Raw genomic sequence first — 15,976 nt, 5'->3', positions numbered from 1 at the left:
TATTTTTGAGATCTTCATGATCCAACAATTCTCTCAGGACAAGAATACACATTAAAGGATTTCCCTCGGATAAACCCTACAGCTGTTATGTTCAAGTCCTTTGCAAGCTTAATAGCCAGGTCGGTAGGCGCGGACTTTGACAGCACGATTCCGACACCGATTTTCGCTGCCTTCAATAATACTTCCGAGGAAATTCTGCCGCTGAAAACGATGATTTTATCACGAACAGGAACACGGTTCAAAATGCTATATCCAAATAATTTATCAAGTGCATTATGCCGTCCGATATCTGTCCTGACCTCGATCACCTTTTCAGGTGTACAGAGTGCCGCATTATGTACTCCGCCAGTTTCCTGGAACACCAGTGAACTGTCCTGCATCTCGTTCATCAATGCTATGCTCTGGGCTGCCGTAATCGTCGTTTTTGCCATTGAAGTTTTCGCCGTTCTGGCATCATTATGAAAGTAAAACTGCCGGCTTTTTCCGCAGCAGGAACCTATAAATCTTTTAGAATAATATTCCTGGGTGGTTGTCGTCTCCGCCTTGAGCATAACATATGCATATCCGCGGCTTTCATCTATGTTCAGAGAGTGGATATCGCTATAAAAGCGGATTACCCCTTCGGATGCCAGAAAGCCTACGACCATCTCTTCAAAATGGGTGGGAGTGCAAACCATAGTAGCAAATTCCATATCATTTACAAAAATCGTCAAAGGGAATTCATTGACAATAACATCCTCAACGTCGAGAAATTCGCCATTTGTATATTTGGTAATCGTATATCTGTCACTCATATTTTCCAACATTGTCGTCACCTTGATTATTTTGATTTTGAGAATATTAAAATCTAAACATACTCTACCCTATTTCTCAAGGAAAATTTACACCATGAACATAGTGTAAAATTGATATACTAAGCACAATAGGGATTGCATCTGCATTTTGGAAGTGTTAAAATTTTTTTGGAAGTCACAAATTCGTCACATTTTGATACGAGATAGCGAACCTGTCGTCGATTAAAGTGCATTGAGGAATTGAAAGCGATTAACAGTTGGTCCTAGGTAGCGAATCCTGCTAAGTATTAACCGTCAATCTTTATTTAGTTGTCCCTTTTTTTGGGAAACTAAAGATTGGCGGTTTTTTATGTTGTTTATTAGATTGAATGCCCAGGAGTACCGGTTATCGCGTTTTTGGAAGAGTTACAGGTTATCAGATTTCATTAGAACGAATAGGGGGAAAGAGGATGAAAAACACAAAAAACCGATGGCTAATAGCCGCATCGGCTGTGGGAATTCATATTTCCATAGGGTCGGTATATGCCTGGAGCAACTTCACGAATCCATTGATCGAGGAATTCGGCTGGACTTCAAAGCAAGTACAATTTACTTTTAGCCTTGCAATCCTGTTCCTGGGACTGTCGGCAGCATTTCTTGGACATTTCGTCGAGAAGCACGGCCCCAGAAAAGCAGGACTGCTGGCAGCAGTATTTTTTGGAGCAGGGATTTTAGGCTCTGGTTTGGCTGTTAATCTTGGTTCATTGCCATTATTGTATATTACATACGGGGTTTTAGGAGGCATTGGCCTTGGGGTAGGCTATATTGCTCCTGTATCGACTTTGGTAAAATGGTTTCCTGACAGGCGCGGTCTCGCAACTGGACTTGCGATCATGGGATTCGGCTTTGCTGCCGCAATTGCCAGCCCAATTATGGATACACTCATAAAGTCTGTTGGAACAGCAAATACATTTTATACTTTAGGCATTGCCTATTTCATTATCATGACGCTATCATCCCTATACCTTGAAAAACCGCCAGCTGATTGGGCACCAAAAGGCTTCAAGGAAAAAGCTCAATCTGGAAAAATAAAAATCAAACAGGATCTTGCCCAGCTTACTGCCAACGAAGCGATTAAAACCCCTAGATTTTACTACCTATGGGTCATGCTTTTCATCAACGTAACCTGCGGGATCGCGATCCTATCCGCAGCAAAGCCTTTAGCAGAAGAAAGTATTGGACTTACGACTGTAGAAGCAGCTGCGCTTGTAGGAGTTATGGGCCTATTTAATGGTTTCGGCCGCATCGCCTGGGCTTCAATATCTGACTACATCGGCCGTCCAAATACCTACACGATTTTCTTTGCGACTCAAATCATCCTATTTACGCTGCTGCCGCATACGAAGGAAGCTTTTCTTTTCCAGGTTATGCTGGCGATCGTTTACACCATGTACGGCGGAGGTTTCTCAGCAATTCCCGCTTTCATTGGGGATATTTTTGGGACAAAACAGCTTGGTGCAATTCACGGTTATATCCTGACTGCATGGGCAGCTGCAGGACTGGCTGGCCCGATGTTTGCTGCATGGATGAAGGACAGCACTGGCAGCTATGCAACCAGCTTAACCTTCTTTGCCGGACTATTCGTGGTCGCTCTTGCGGTATCAATTTTGATTCGCCGCGACATCCAGAAACTCCGCAAACAAAATGCCGCTGCTGAAAGAATGGCTGGATAATTCTTTTTTATTGCTGCTCCGTATGGTAAAATACCAATCATCTTATAACCTCTAAAGGATGGCAGGAGGATTCCGTGTATGAATAAATACGAGGCAGAGTTCAGCAATCTTGTCCGTTCCTTCCGCAAAAAGCATATGGGAAAAGGACCGAGTAAAATAACCACTACCTTCTGTAAAAAGTGGGCTATATGTGAAATGGAAGGAAACCTCTCACCCGTTGAGAAGTTCATCGCATCTGCCAATGAAGGAAAGCAGGCGCTTCGGGCAGCCAGAACTGAAATGGTAAAGGAAATGTACAGGAAGAATCCTCCGATGGAAATGGAAGAATTCCTGGGCTGCAAACTGGTTGAACTTTTTGTAGATATAGATATTGACCGTGATTTCGGGATGTCCATCTTTGTGTTTGAAGAAGATATCCAGGCAAAATTTTGTGAATAACATAGGTATGGCACTTGGCAGCGATCCTGCTAAAGACTAACCACCGTTAACACTTGGAGGACCTTCAAGCGAACGGTGGTTTTTTCTTTTTTATAGACTTAAAGATTTTCATGTAAATTTTCATTAGGAGTGTTTCACATGGGAAAAACAATGCATCCTGGACCACAAAAAAAAGCGGTTATGCCCGCCCCTAAACATTGGGTAAGTCCTATTCCTTTTGGATTGGGCAAGGTAAAACCGAAACATATAAGAGACACAGTAAAAACTCTTTGGAGCAACCGTGATAATATCGGCTATGCTGCAAATATTTTAACAAAAGGTGTTTGCGATGGCTGTGCACTTGGTGTTTCCGGCCTCAGTGACCAGACTTTGACTGGGCCGCATATCTGTACAACAAGGCTGAATGTACTGCGCTTAAATACAGCAGGCGCTGTTAAAGAAGAAATCCTTCACGCTGATATTGATGAACTGAGGAAATATGACAGCACCGAGCTGCGCAAACTGGGACGAATCCCCTATCCAATGATCCGCCGTAAAGGCGAAAGAAGATTTTCACGTCTTTCCTGGGACGAAGCTATGGATATAATTGCTGAAAAAATGAAACAGCTGGATCCTGAACAATATGCTTTTTACCTGACAAGCCGCGGAATTACAAATGAATCCTATTATGTAGCAGGTAAGGTTTCTCGGTTCCTTGGGACAAACAATATTGATAATGCAAGCCGAATCTGCCACTCTCCTTCCAAGACTGCATTGAAGCGTTCCATTGGCGTAGGTGCTTCCACGTCTAACTACTTGGACTGGATAGGCACGGATGTCCTGTTATTTTGGGGAAGCGTTGCGTCAAACAGTTCACCTGTATCGTCAAAATACATGCTTGAGGCTAAGAAAAACGGAACGAAAATCATTGTTGTAAATCCGTACAGAGAGCCTGCGATGGATGAATACTGGATTCCTTCAAATCCTGAATCTGCCCTCTTTGGCACTAAAATTGCTGATGATTTCTACCAGGTGAATATTGGCGGAGACATTGCATTCATGCATGGTATCATGAAGCATTGGTTCGAGATGGAAGAAAACAATTACGGTTCAGCAATCAACCACGCCTTTGTTTCAGAGCATGTTAACGGCTACGAAGAACTGAAGTCAAAAGTCCAGGAACAGACATGGGAAGATATCGTAACCTCATCTGGAATTACGAAAGAACGGATCATCGAATTGGCGGAGCTGCTTGCCAGCAGCAAAAATGCAGTTTATGCATGGGCTTTAGGTTTAACCATGCACTCTTTCGCAACCGATAATATTTCCCAGGTAGCGAACCTTGCTTTGCTCCGAGGACACCTCGGAAGAAAGCATGCCGGCCTTATGCCATTCCGCGGCCACTCCTCTGTCCAGGGAAGCGGTGAAATGGGAGCAGATCCATTCGTCCTTCCAGGCGGTGATTTCTATGGGGAAAACATCAGCCGCATCGAAGATATTTGGGGATTTGAGCTTCCGAAATGGCAGGGAGATATTGTTGGAGTAACCCTTGAAAACATCCTGCTTCCTGAAGATCATGAACGCAAGATCAAGATGTACTATCTTTCCGGGGGCAATTTCCTTGAAACTATGCCTGACCCGATTTTCATTGAAAAAGCTTTGTCTGAACTTGATATCCGAGTCCATCAGGATATCATTCTCAATACCTCCACTCTTGTTGATGCGAAAGAAGCTGTCATTGTCCTCCCAGCTAAAACCCGATATGAGCAGGAAGGCGGCGGGACATCTACATCGACTGAACGAATGGTTTACTTTAGTCCTGAAATTGAAGGAAATAAAAATCAGGTTGAAGAAGCGCGCGCTGAGTGGAAAATATATATCGATTTGGCTAAACGCGTTAAGCCTGAAACAGCTCATCTTGTTGATTTTAAAGATGCCCAGGAAATCCGCAGCGAGATTGCAAAAGCAAATCCCAACTATGACGGTATCCAGCATCTAAGCAAGGCTGGAGATGTGTTCCAATGGGGAGGAGCCTGGTTATGCGAGGATGGCATCTGCCCTACCCCGGATGGAAAAGGAAACCTTATTACAGTTGATATACCAGACCTTGGCAAAAAGGAAGGACAATTCATTGTCACCTCCCGCCGGGGCAAACAGTTTAACTCGATGGTTTATAACGAGGTCGATCCATTGAATGGTGCTGGTCGCTATGACGTGTTGATGAATGCAGAGGATGCACAGGATCTTAGCATTGCGGAAGGAGAAGGAATAGTACTTTATAATGGATTTGGAGTCTTCCAGGGAAGAGCAAAATTCGTTGATATTACTCGAGGCAATGTACAGGTCCATTTCCCGGAAGGAAACTTTCTGCTGCCTAGAGGCAGATATGAAAAATACGCAGGGATCCCTGATTATAATATTACCGTGACCCTTGAAAAGGCTGACAGGTTCAATGCACGCAAAGATGTCGAACATTACGAAAAACGTATCGAAGATGATGAACTTGATGCTCCAGCTTAACATCATAGAATGAAAAAGCTTGCAGATTTACGATCTGCAAGCTTTTTTTGTTATAGGCGGATGCAATTTTACTAAATCGTTATTCAATAGCCAATTTCACTGTCTTTCACTTTCCGGTCTTCAGTAACGGCTAATTTGTAAATAAGCCTTTTACTCGTCTTTATCTTACAATAGGTACATGTCTCTTATCGTTTAATAATAGCCAAAACCTGGGTAACCGAAACCTGGATATCCTACGCCTGGATAACCAAACCCTGGACCACAGCAGCCTGGAGGATAACCAAACCCTGGATATCCATAAAATGGGCGTGGGAAAAATAATGCACTCCCCAATAGTCCTCCCGCAAGCCCTCCCAGGAATGGCAAACCGAAGCCCAGGAACCTCTGGTTTCTTGCCATATGGGGATTTCTGTAATGATACATCGCGACCTACCTCCTTGATTTATATTTATATTCACTAATTTTATATGCTTTTACCTATCCTTCTGCTTGGGCTAATATTTCATAATCACTCGCTTTCAAATCGGTTACCGTGCGTAAAATTAACCTCTTCGCCTGCATATTTTCTGCAAAAATCTTTTGCCGGGCATTGGTTGTCCGCATTTCACATATGATGGTGAAGAGGAGGCTGCGTATGTTTACTTTTGAGCTTTATATCTTTCTTACTCTGGGAAGTGTCCTGGTAATTTCAATACTATTGACTAATAAATACAAGGCAAGGATGAACCACATGTCGGGAATGGTGATATCGATGTTCCAGGGAATGAATATTGGATTAACTTCCGGTATCTTTTTCGGAACACTTCATCAAGGCGACCTTTACTATTCCACATTGCTGGGTATCGTCATAGGTTCTTTAAGCGGCCTCTTATGCTGCTTCAGAATGGGAGTTAGTTCATCAGCTGAAGGATTCATGGCTGGCATTATGGGGGGAATGATGGGAGCTATGCTTGGGGAAATGATCGCTCCTGCCCAGTCACTCGTATTCATGAACATTTTCCTTACCCTCTCTGTTTGCTCGCTTTTACTTTATAAGATCTTGCCCGATAGCGCTGGTTCTTTTATTTCGGCTGCTGAAATCCTGAAAGCAGCGCTTCTAGTCCTCATGGTATCATCCTATCTTATCGGCGGAGCCCAATTGGGAAAACACTGGATTATAGATCTACATGGCAATTCCGGTATACAGAAACAGCATTATAATGAAAAACAACATAAACATTGATAATTACAAACCCTTCAACAAAAAGATCTCTTGATTATTTCAATTTTAAAAAATGTCACCAATGTAGGTGATTGGTAAGAGCTGAGGAGATATGGTCACCAAAGGGATGACAGATACACAAAAAGGCCCTATTCCGTTTTTGGGAATAGGGCCTTCTCTTTTTGTTTCTCTTTCCTTCTATATTATATACATATTTGTTTCTATTGTTTTACCACTGGCTGTGACTCTTGCAAAATCATACCTGATCTCCTGTTGTTTGTTGCAATGATGTACACAGCTGCAACAGCAATTGCAACAGCGATGTAGGAACCAATGTTAAAGATTCCTTTTTCTGAGTACCAGACAATAGAGTACCCCACAGATCCTGCAAGCAGCGCATAGTAGAAGAATGGGAATAGCGTTTTCCTTATAACAGCACCTTCTTTTCCTACCAATCCTACTACTGCAGATGCAGCTACAACGTTATGGACGCAAATCATATTTCCTGCAGCGCCCCCTACTGCCTGAAGGGCAACAATCCATGTTGGGTCGACACCGATTTGCGAGCCAACGTCATATTGGAATAGTGAGAACATCATGTTACTTACAGTATTACTGCCAGCAATAAATGCTCCGATACCGCCAATAAAGGTTGAAAACAGCGGCCAGTTATCTCCTGCTAATGCTGCTACCCCATTCGCAAGTTCAATCGGCATCTTGTCAAAGCCTGCGGCACCGCCACCAGTATTAAGGAAGACCTGAACCATAGGAACAGTAAAGATTAATGCTGTTGAAGCCGCAAGCATCGTCTTTCCAGACTGTGACCAGGCCCTTTTGTACGCGCTTCCATTCATTCCATGAATGAAGAACGTTAAGAGTGATACAAGAATGAAAATGGTGCCAGGTGAATACAAAGGCTGGAAGCTGGATGTAATTCCCGAGCCAAAAATATCTTCAAGTGCGACCACCTTTGATTTTAACCAGTCGGCGATTGGCAGCGAGTTTAACCTTGAAATAACCAGGAACACGCCGACCAGAACATATGGTGACCATGCACGTAACATAGTCATGCTGCCGCTTTTATGGGCGATGTCCTTGATCTCCAGCTGGCCAATCCAATCCGGATCCCACTTCGATTTTTCCTCGAAATCCCAGGTTTCCTCTTTTGGCGGCATAAGGAAGCCTTTTTTCGCTGCAAAGATGACAATGACCAATCCTGTCAATCCACCTATCATAGAAGGAAACTCAGGTCCAAGGAGATTCGCTACAATAATATAAGGGATTGTCATAGCAAAGGATGAGAAAAGTGCAAACTTCCAAATCTTTATGCCTTCAGAAAACGACTTATTTTTACCGAAATATCTCGTCATTAGAGAAACAACAAATAATGGCACAAGCGTTCCTGAAATCATGTGAAGCAAAGCAACCTTTACGGCAATAACATCTACTAATCCTAAAAAGTCATTGGAGATGCTTGTATCAGCAGATAAGCCGCTAAAAACTCCAACTAGCATAGGTGTACCGACCGCACCAAAGGATACAGGTGTACTTTGGATCACCATACCGGCTACTACCGCGGCCATTGCAGGGAATCCAAGGCCAACAAGCAGTGGGACAGCAACCGCTGCAGGTGTACCAAAGCCAGCAGAACCTTCAATAAAAGATCCAAACAACCAGGCTACAATGATTACCTGTATGCGCCTGTCTGCGGAGATATCAGTGAATCCCTGGCGAATCGTTTTGATTCCACCGCTTTCCTGCAATGTGTTCAGCAGCAGGATTGCTCCAAAAATAATGTACAAAAGTGTAGCAGCAACAATAAGTCCGTGTACCGAGGCGGCAGCCACATTAGCTCCTGGCACCTTCCAAACGAATAAAGCTAGGCCAATTGCAATTACGTAAGAAATTGGCATCGCTTTGCTTGCTGGCCATCTAAGCCCGACCAGGAATATTCCTACCGCGAGAATCGGCAGCAAAGATAAAAACGCTAGCATTCCAGTACTCACTAACAATCATCTCCCTTTTGTTTGGTAATAGAAAACGATGGTTCATTCTTGTTGCGTAATACGAAACTTGTTATATAACTATAGAATTTTTGTTATATAACACCTATTACTTATTATACAAACCTTCCAGTTAAAATATCAACAATTTTGCGAAAATTTTGATTATTATTCTATGAAAATAAACGATAATTACCTGGTCTGCTTTTCTATCATTTTTATGTTGCTATTTAAGGCTCCTCTTGGATTATAAGAAGTAAATATTAGTTCAACTTTTTTTACTCTGATGGTTCCAATGGCAGATTCCCAATATCCCCTATTTTGGCCTTTTGTCTCAAAAAAACAAACAAAAAAAATTTGCCCAAAATAATATTAAATTATTTGGGCAAATCTTTTTATCAAATCATTTGGTTTTGTTTGGTATAACCCAATCTGCTAGAGATAAGTTTTCCTGTGCGAAGGATTTCTTCTTTAAGCTGCTCCAGCCTTTCTGCACTCATTCTCATCGTAGGCCCTGAAATACTCACAGCCGCAGTCACATTTCCAGAATGGTCAAAAATCGGCACGGCGATACAGGTGATCCCATTTTCGTTTTCCTCCAGATCCAGTGCATACCCTTCCTGCTTCACCTTCACCAGCTCCTGAAAGAGTGTATCTTTATCTGTGATGGTTTTTTCTGTATGCATCGGCAGTCCTTTACGATCGACTATTTCATGGACTATACCTGATGGCTGATGAGCCATGATCGCCTTTCCAACAGATGTACAGTGCATAGGCGCCCGTTTTCCAACCTTGGAATGCATCCTGAGCGTTTCGTTCCCTTCCAGTTTTTCAATGTACACGACCTCTCCCTGGTCATATACAACTAGATGGATTACCTCGTTCGTTTCGTTTTCAAGCTCCTGGAGGAAAGGCCGGGCTTCCGTTCTTAAATCAATTGAATCGAGCAGCTTTGAGCTGATCTCCAGAAATTTATATCCAAGTTTATACCTGCCGGTCACTTCATCCTGTTCAATATAGCCATATTGGGCAAGCGTAGATAAAATCCGGTAGACAGAGCTTTTATTAATGTCGATCTGCTTAGCAATCTCGGTAACACCAAGTCCGCCTTTTTTCATTCCTACCAAATGGATGATATCAAGAGCGCGGCTGACCGATTTGACTACATTTTCTCTTTCCAAAACACTCACCTCATAATACAGCTGCTGCCTTCCAACTATTCTTTTAATCAGTTTATTAATAGCCGGCAGTCGTTTTTTCCTTTACTGTTGCAAAAACATTCTTAAGAGTTCCAATTTCGTCAATCTGGCACTCTATCACATCACCTTTACCAACCAGTTCTGCTCCAACAGGACTTCCTGTCAAAATAACATCCCCGGGCTTCAATGTCATTACCTTTGACAAATAAGAAATCATTTTTTTGACAGGAATGATCATCAGCTCGGCAGGACTATTTTGCTTCTCAGTCCCGTTGAGATGAGCCTTGACTCGCACATTTTCATGGTCAAGCTCTGTTTCAATCACAGGCCCCAATGGCGTGAATGTATCAAAAGACTTACCGACTGTCCAATGTCCATCCGGGTGGAAAAACTTCGGTGCGGTAACATCATTTCCGATGGTATAGCCAAAAACATAATCCAGCACTTCAGACTCAGGAACATTTTTCGCTTCCTTGCCGATTACAACAGCAAGCTCTGATTCGAACTTAACCTGTTCCGCTCCTTCTGGAATAATAATCTCTTCGTCGGTGCCGATCACCGATGATACAGGTTTAAAGAAAAACACAGGCACCTCAGGAAGTTCCGAAGGCAGGTCTTCTTTCCTGGCAACGAAGTTCGCCCCTATGCCAATGATCTGGTTAGGAACAAGCGGGGACAGCAAGGAAACCTCTTCAGCATCGAAAACCTTGCCTGTGTAATCCCAATCGCCAAAAATATCCCCCGAGATTTCCTGGATTGTTCCGTTTGTGACCACTCCTGATAAAACTTTATTGTCAGCTTTAAATCTAGCAAATTTCATGATTCTGCCCCTTTCGTCCTCAGCAATTTTTTTAGAGCTATTTATGTAAGCTCGGAATCTCAAAATAGATTAAACATCACTGCATATGTGCGTAAGGGCACCCTAAACTGAGTTAGAATGCCCCTTACAGCAATGTTAAGGATTAGTTTTTCACGGCAAACTTCGCTTTTGCTTCCTGGCGGCGGCGATGCAGGATTGGCTCAGTATAGCCATTCGGCTGATCATATCCAAGGAATACCAGATCACAGGCAGCCTGGAAGGCAACAGAATTGTCATAGTCGTCAGCCATTGGACGGTAATCCGGATCAAGCTCATTCTGCTTATCCACGACCTTGGCCATCCGCTGCAATGTCTCAAGCACCTGCTCTTTCGTGCAGATTCCATGGTGCAGCCAATTGGCCATATGCTGGCTGGAGATCCTTAGAGTAGCACGGTCTTCCATCAATCCTACATCATTGATATCAGGTACTTTGGAGCAGCCAATGCCCGACTCAACCCAGCGAACTACGTAGCCAAGAATTCCCTGTGCATTATTATCAAGCTCTTCCTGGATTTCCTCAGCTGTCCACTGTGGGTTTTCAGCAACAGGAATTTGCAGGATATCATCTCTGTAGTCTTTTGATCCATTTGCCAGTTCATTTTGTACTTCAAAGATGTCTACTTCATGGTAATGTAGGGCATGCAGGGTTGCAGCTGTTGGAGATGGCACCCATGCTGTGTTCGCTCCCGCTTTCAAGTGGCCGATTTTTTGTTCAAGCATCGGCCCCATTAAATCAGGCATTGCCCACATACCTTTTCCGATTTGGGCTTTGCCCTGGAAGCCAACACCCAATCCTGTTGTAACATTTGATTTTTCATAGCCCTGAAGCCATACAGATGCTTTCATATCATTCTTGCGGACCATTGGCCCTGCTTCCATGGAAGTGTGCATTTCATCTCCCGTACGGTCAAGGAATCCTGTATTAATAAATACTACCCTGTCTTTTACTTCACGGATACATGCTTTCAGATTAAGGCTTGTGCGGCGTTCCTCATCCATTACGCCAATTTTTAAAGTATGGCGCTCGAGTCCAACAAGATCTTCGACGCGATCGAACAATTCATTTGAAAAGGCTACTTCTCTGGAACCATGCATTTTTGGTTTAACAATATATACAGAACCCTTTGAGGAGTTTTGGTACTTAGTATTTCCAATCACAGAATGCTTGGCAATTAAGCTTGTAAAAACTGTATCAAGGATTCCTTCTGGTACCTCATTTCCCTGATCATCAAGGACAGCATTGCTGGTCATCAAATGTCCTACATTGCGGACAAACATGACCGAACGGCCATTCAGGCTGAATTCCTCACCATTTGGAGCAGTGTATTGACGGTCCGGGTTCATTGTTCTTGTCATGCTTCTTCCACCCTTATTGAAAGTGGCAGATAGGTTTCCTTTTTGCAATCCAAGCCAATTCCTGTAAACGACCACTTTATCCTCTGCATCTACTGCTGCTACTGAATCCTCGCAATCCATGATGGTTGTCAGAGCGGCTTCAAGCAGAATGTCCTTGACACCAGCTTTATCGGTCTTACCAATCGGATGGTTATGGTCGATCTGGATTTCAAAGTGCAGACGGTTATTTTTTAACAATACAGCCTGTGGCTCTTCTGCACTTCCCTGGTAGCCAGCCAATTTTCCTTCTTCTTGAAGACCTGTTGATTTGCCTCCAGCAAGAGTAACCGCCAGCTTTCCGTCAACAATCGCATATTTCTCAGCATCTTTATGGGATCCTTCAGCTAATGGAGCAGCTTTATCCAGAAAGTTTCTGCCATATGCAATGACTTTTTCTCCCCTTACCGGATTGTAGCCGAGTCCTTTTTCAGCTCCGTCTTCTTCACTAATTGCATCCGTTCCATAAAGAGCATCGTAAAGGCTTCCCCAACGGGCGTTTGCTGCGTTGATCGCATAGCGGGCATTGTTGACTGGAACCACAAGCTGCGGGCCTGCCTGATATGCGACTTCCGCATCGACATCTTCAGTAGTGATATTATAGTCTTCCGCCTCTGGTTCTAAATAGCCAATTCCTTCAAGGAAGGATTTATATTTTTCGAAATCGAAATTCCCGTTGTTTTCCCGGTGCCATTCATTCAATTTCACCTGGATCTCATCCCTGATTTCCAATAGTTCCTTGTTTTTTGGGGCAAGATCGTTAACAAGGCTGCCCAGCCCCGCCCAGAACTGCTCCTGATCGACTTCAGATCCTGGAAGGACTTCGGAATTAATAAATTCATAGAGTTCAGATGCTACCTGTAAATTACCCGTTTTTACATACTCTGCCATTGATTCATTTCCTCCTTTGAGATCACAAACGGGTGCGTAATACTTTTGTTTCTTATTACGCAACACCGTTTCTTATATTCCTTAAAAAAATCATACCATGCTTTTGAAAGCTTTTTCAAACATTTTAACTAAATTTTTTATCGTTTTTAACTATTCAGACAACTATAAAGATGAGGCTGCTGCGATTTCTTTTTTTACCTCTGCACAACGGCTAGGAGACGGGAATAATTTTCCGGCATTCAATAGATTTTTAGAATTAAATACTTGCCGTATTTCTGTCTGTGCCAGTATTTCCTCGTCCGTAAAAACAAAACGCATCTCTTCCCTTTTTTCGATACCAACCCCGTGCTCTCCGGTTATGGTGCCTCCAACATCCGCACACACCTTCAAACACAGGCTGCCTGCCTCGAGAGCTCTTTCCGTTTCCCCCGGCTTCCGGGCATCAAACAGAACCAGTGGATGGAGATTGCCGTCCCCTGCGTGAAAAATGTTAGCGATTCTGAGTCCAAACTCGTCACTGATTTCATTGATGCGTTTTAGTACTTCTGGCAGTCTGCTTCGAGGAATTACACCGTCCTGAACTAAATAGTCAGGTGAAATCGCTCCCATGGCACCGAAACCAGTTTTACGGTTTGCCCACCATCTTGCTCTTTCCTGTTCGCTTTGGGCCGCTTTTACCTCACGTACATTATTATTTTTGCAGACCTCAAGTATCTGGTTGATTTGCTCATCAATACCGGCTGCAATTCCATCCACTTCTATCAGCAGTACGGCCTCGATATCCTGTGGATGCCCGACCGGAAATGCTGCCGCCTCAACACCCTGAATGGCTGTTTTATCCATCATTTCAAGGGCTGCAGGCACAATTCCAGCTGAAATGATATCAGAAACAGCTTTGCTCCCATCGGCCACATTATCGAAATAGGCAAGCACTGTCTGCTTTCCTTCAGGATTTTTCAGTATCCTTACAGTTATTTTGGTTACAATCCCTAAAGTTCCTTCCGATCCTGTCAATAAACCCAGCAGGTCATACCCTGGCAGATCAGGGACTCCATTTTTTCCTATATCAATGATTTCCCCATTTGGCATAACGACCTCTAATCCGAGGATATGGTTGGTTGTTACCCCATATTTCAAACAGTGTGCCCCCCCAGCATTTTCAGCAACATTGCCGCCAATCGTGCAGCAATATTGACTTGATGGGTCTGGAGCATAGTAATACCCTTTATCGGAAATAGAGTTTGTCAGTTTAAGGTTGACAAATCCCGGCTCAACAACTGCACGCCTGTTTTCAAAATCTACGCTAAGCAGTTTTTTCATCCGGACCATGCTGATGATGACTTCTCCATTCAGCGGTATTGCTCCGCCGCTAAGCCCTGTTCCTGCGCCTCTTGCAAGAAATGGCAGATCATTCTCATGGCAATATTTAACGATTGCCGCCACTTCTTCCGTATTTTTTGGAAAAACAACTGCCTTTGGCAAATGCTTATGAATTGTAAAACCGTCACAATCATATGCCAGGAGGTCTTCCTTATCGTAAAGGATGGACTTTCTGACCGGGTCATACCCTACAATTCCGGCAAGATTCAAAATATGTTGGTCCTTCGATTGTATGCCTTTTTTAGCCATCATTTCCCCTCCTTCAGACTGTCTTCCTTTTGATATGCCCAGTCAAGCAGCTGGATTGTATGCACAACCTTCTGGTTCCTTCCATGCTTTTGTACTCCTACTGCCATCTGGAGCATACAGCCTGGATTTCCCATCGAAATCATTTCTACATCCTCCGGAACATTTTCCATCTTGCTGTCAAGGATGGCACCAGCCATATCCGGGTTTGTAATGTTATAAATCCCTGCACTTCCGCAGCAGCGGTCGGAATTCGGCATATGCACCATTTCTACTCCTGGAATATCAAGGAGAATATCACGCGGTTCCTGGCGTATACCCTGTCCGTGGGCAAGGTGGCAGGCATCATGGTAAGTCATCCTGACATTCATTTCTGCTTTTGGCTTTTCGTAACCGGTATCATGGAGGTATTTTGAGATGTCCTCAACCTTATTCGAGAACTCCACTGCTTTATCATGCCATTCTGGATCATCACGGAATAATTCATGATATTCCTTAAGCATGCTGCCGCATCCGGCTGCGTTGACTATTACCTTATCAGCATCCATGAATGCTTCAATGTTTTTCTTTGCAAGCTTCCTTCCTGTCTCCCTGTCTCCCGCATGTACATGGAGCGCGCCGCAGCATGTCTGATTCCGAGGAATGATGACATCGTTGCCGTTACGGGTCAAAACATTTATTGTTGCTTCATTGACATCGCTGAACATCACATCCATTACGCATCCAGTAAGCATCGCGACTTCATTCTTTGTTTCCGTCTTAGCTTTGATGACATCGACATCCTTATATTTTTTCCGCACTGGCTCATTCACTTCAGGCATAATGGCTTCCATTTCCACAAGGTGCTTCGGCATGATATTGATCAGCCCCGTCTTGCGGACTGCCTTCTGAATGCCGCTCTTTTGGTAAAATTTCAACAGGCTGCCTAATGAATTCAGGCGATTTTGGTGCGGGAATAATTCCTGAAGGAAAAGTTTATTCACTGCCCCTTTCCAGCCCGTCAATGGCATTGCCTGACGGATTTGGCCACGCGCTTCTTCAATTAAGCCGCCCACATTTACATCTGCCGGGCACGCAGTAGTACAGGCACGGCAGTCCAGGCATGCAAACACTGGATCCATGAACTGCTCATTCACTGTGAGCTTGCCTTCTGCAACAGACTTTATCAAATGGACCCTTCCGCGGGGAGAGTGCTGTTCCTGTCCGGTAAGCTCGTATGTCGGACATGATTCCAGGCACATTCCGCAATGGACGCAATCTGCCCATTTATTTTCATCAGGCGGATCACTCCAGAGGTAATTGCTTAAAGTATTAGGTGCACAAGCTGGTTCCTGCTTAAAATCCATTTCTCTTAAACTCAC

At 43.7% G+C, this 15,976-nt stretch carries 12 protein-coding genes; 4 read left to right on the top strand and 8 right to left on the bottom strand.

Annotation, left to right across the window (positions count from 1 at the left end; genetic code table 11):
* Positions 1 to 14: 14 nt before the first annotated feature.
* A complete protein-coding gene (gene fdhD, locus AC3EBE_RS22190; RefSeq protein ID WP_488597195.1) occupies positions 15 to 806 on the bottom strand; it encodes a formate dehydrogenase accessory sulfurtransferase FdhD in 792 nt (263 codons plus the stop codon).
* Positions 807 to 1,243: 437 nt separating this feature from the next.
* Here fdhD and AC3EBE_RS22185 point away from each other — a divergent pair, with 437 nt between their 5' ends.
* From AC3EBE_RS22185 to AC3EBE_RS22175, 3 genes are all read left to right on the top strand, one after another.
* On the top strand, positions 1,244 to 2,506 hold the full coding sequence (locus AC3EBE_RS22185) for an L-lactate MFS transporter (protein WP_488597194.1): 1,263 nt from the start codon (positions 1,244 to 1,246) through the stop codon (positions 2,504 to 2,506).
* A gap of 78 nt (positions 2,507 to 2,584) precedes the next feature.
* Entirely contained in the window at positions 2,585 to 2,944 is a 360-nt protein-coding gene (locus AC3EBE_RS22180) for a Na-translocating system protein MpsC family protein (RefSeq protein ID WP_488597193.1), read from the top strand.
* A 138-nt stretch (positions 2,945 to 3,082) separates the two neighbouring features.
* Positions 3,083 to 5,443: an FdhF/YdeP family oxidoreductase gene (locus AC3EBE_RS22175; RefSeq protein ID WP_488597192.1), complete on the top strand. Its 2,361-nt coding sequence runs from the start codon at positions 3,083 to 3,085 to the stop codon at positions 5,441 to 5,443.
* 192 nt (positions 5,444 to 5,635) lie between these two features.
* On the opposite strand, the gene AC3EBE_RS22170 is transcribed toward AC3EBE_RS22175, so the two are convergent.
* A complete protein-coding gene (locus AC3EBE_RS22170; RefSeq protein WP_488597191.1) occupies positions 5,636 to 5,866 on the bottom strand; it encodes a hypothetical protein in 231 nt (76 codons plus the stop codon).
* A gap of 211 nt (positions 5,867 to 6,077) precedes the next feature.
* On the opposite strand from AC3EBE_RS22170, the gene AC3EBE_RS22165 reads away from it, so the two are divergent.
* Entirely contained in the window at positions 6,078 to 6,665 is a 588-nt protein-coding gene (locus AC3EBE_RS22165) for a hypothetical protein (protein WP_488597190.1), read from the top strand.
* Between the two features lie 200 nt (positions 6,666 to 6,865).
* On the opposite strand, the gene AC3EBE_RS22160 is transcribed toward AC3EBE_RS22165, so the two are convergent.
* The 6 genes from AC3EBE_RS22160 to AC3EBE_RS22135 all read right to left on the bottom strand — a co-directional run bounded on the left by AC3EBE_RS22160 (position 6,866) and on the right by AC3EBE_RS22135 (position 15,976).
* Positions 6,866 to 8,650, bottom strand: coding sequence for an L-lactate permease (locus tag AC3EBE_RS22160; protein WP_488597189.1), 1,785 nt, complete (start codon positions 8,648 to 8,650; stop codon positions 6,866 to 6,868).
* Between the two features lie 395 nt (positions 8,651 to 9,045).
* Entirely contained in the window at positions 9,046 to 9,828 is a 783-nt protein-coding gene (locus AC3EBE_RS22155) for an IclR family transcriptional regulator (protein WP_488597188.1), read from the bottom strand.
* A 55-nt stretch (positions 9,829 to 9,883) separates the two neighbouring features.
* Positions 9,884 to 10,666, bottom strand: a complete 783-nt coding sequence (locus AC3EBE_RS22150) for a fumarylacetoacetate hydrolase family protein (RefSeq protein WP_488597187.1) — start codon at positions 10,664 to 10,666, stop codon at positions 9,884 to 9,886.
* 142 nt (positions 10,667 to 10,808) lie between these two features.
* The gene (locus tag AC3EBE_RS22145) at positions 10,809 to 12,989 is read right to left on the bottom strand and encodes a malate synthase G (protein ID WP_488597186.1); all 2,181 of its coding nucleotides are present in this window, start codon (positions 12,987 to 12,989) and stop codon (positions 10,809 to 10,811) included.
* A 162-nt stretch (positions 12,990 to 13,151) separates the two neighbouring features.
* A complete protein-coding gene (locus AC3EBE_RS22140) occupies positions 13,152 to 14,618 on the bottom strand; it encodes an FAD-linked oxidase C-terminal domain-containing protein (protein WP_488597236.1) in 1,467 nt (488 codons plus the stop codon).
* Positions 14,618 to 15,976, bottom strand: a complete 1,359-nt coding sequence (locus AC3EBE_RS22135; protein WP_488597185.1) for a (Fe-S)-binding protein — start codon at positions 15,974 to 15,976, stop codon at positions 14,618 to 14,620. Before AC3EBE_RS22135 ends, AC3EBE_RS22140 begins: the two co-directional genes overlap by 1 nt.

Source organism: Mesobacillus sp. (assembly GCF_057785455.1).
The sequence above is the reverse complement of the archived record's forward strand: the minus strand, read 5'-3'. Positions and strand labels throughout refer to the sequence as shown.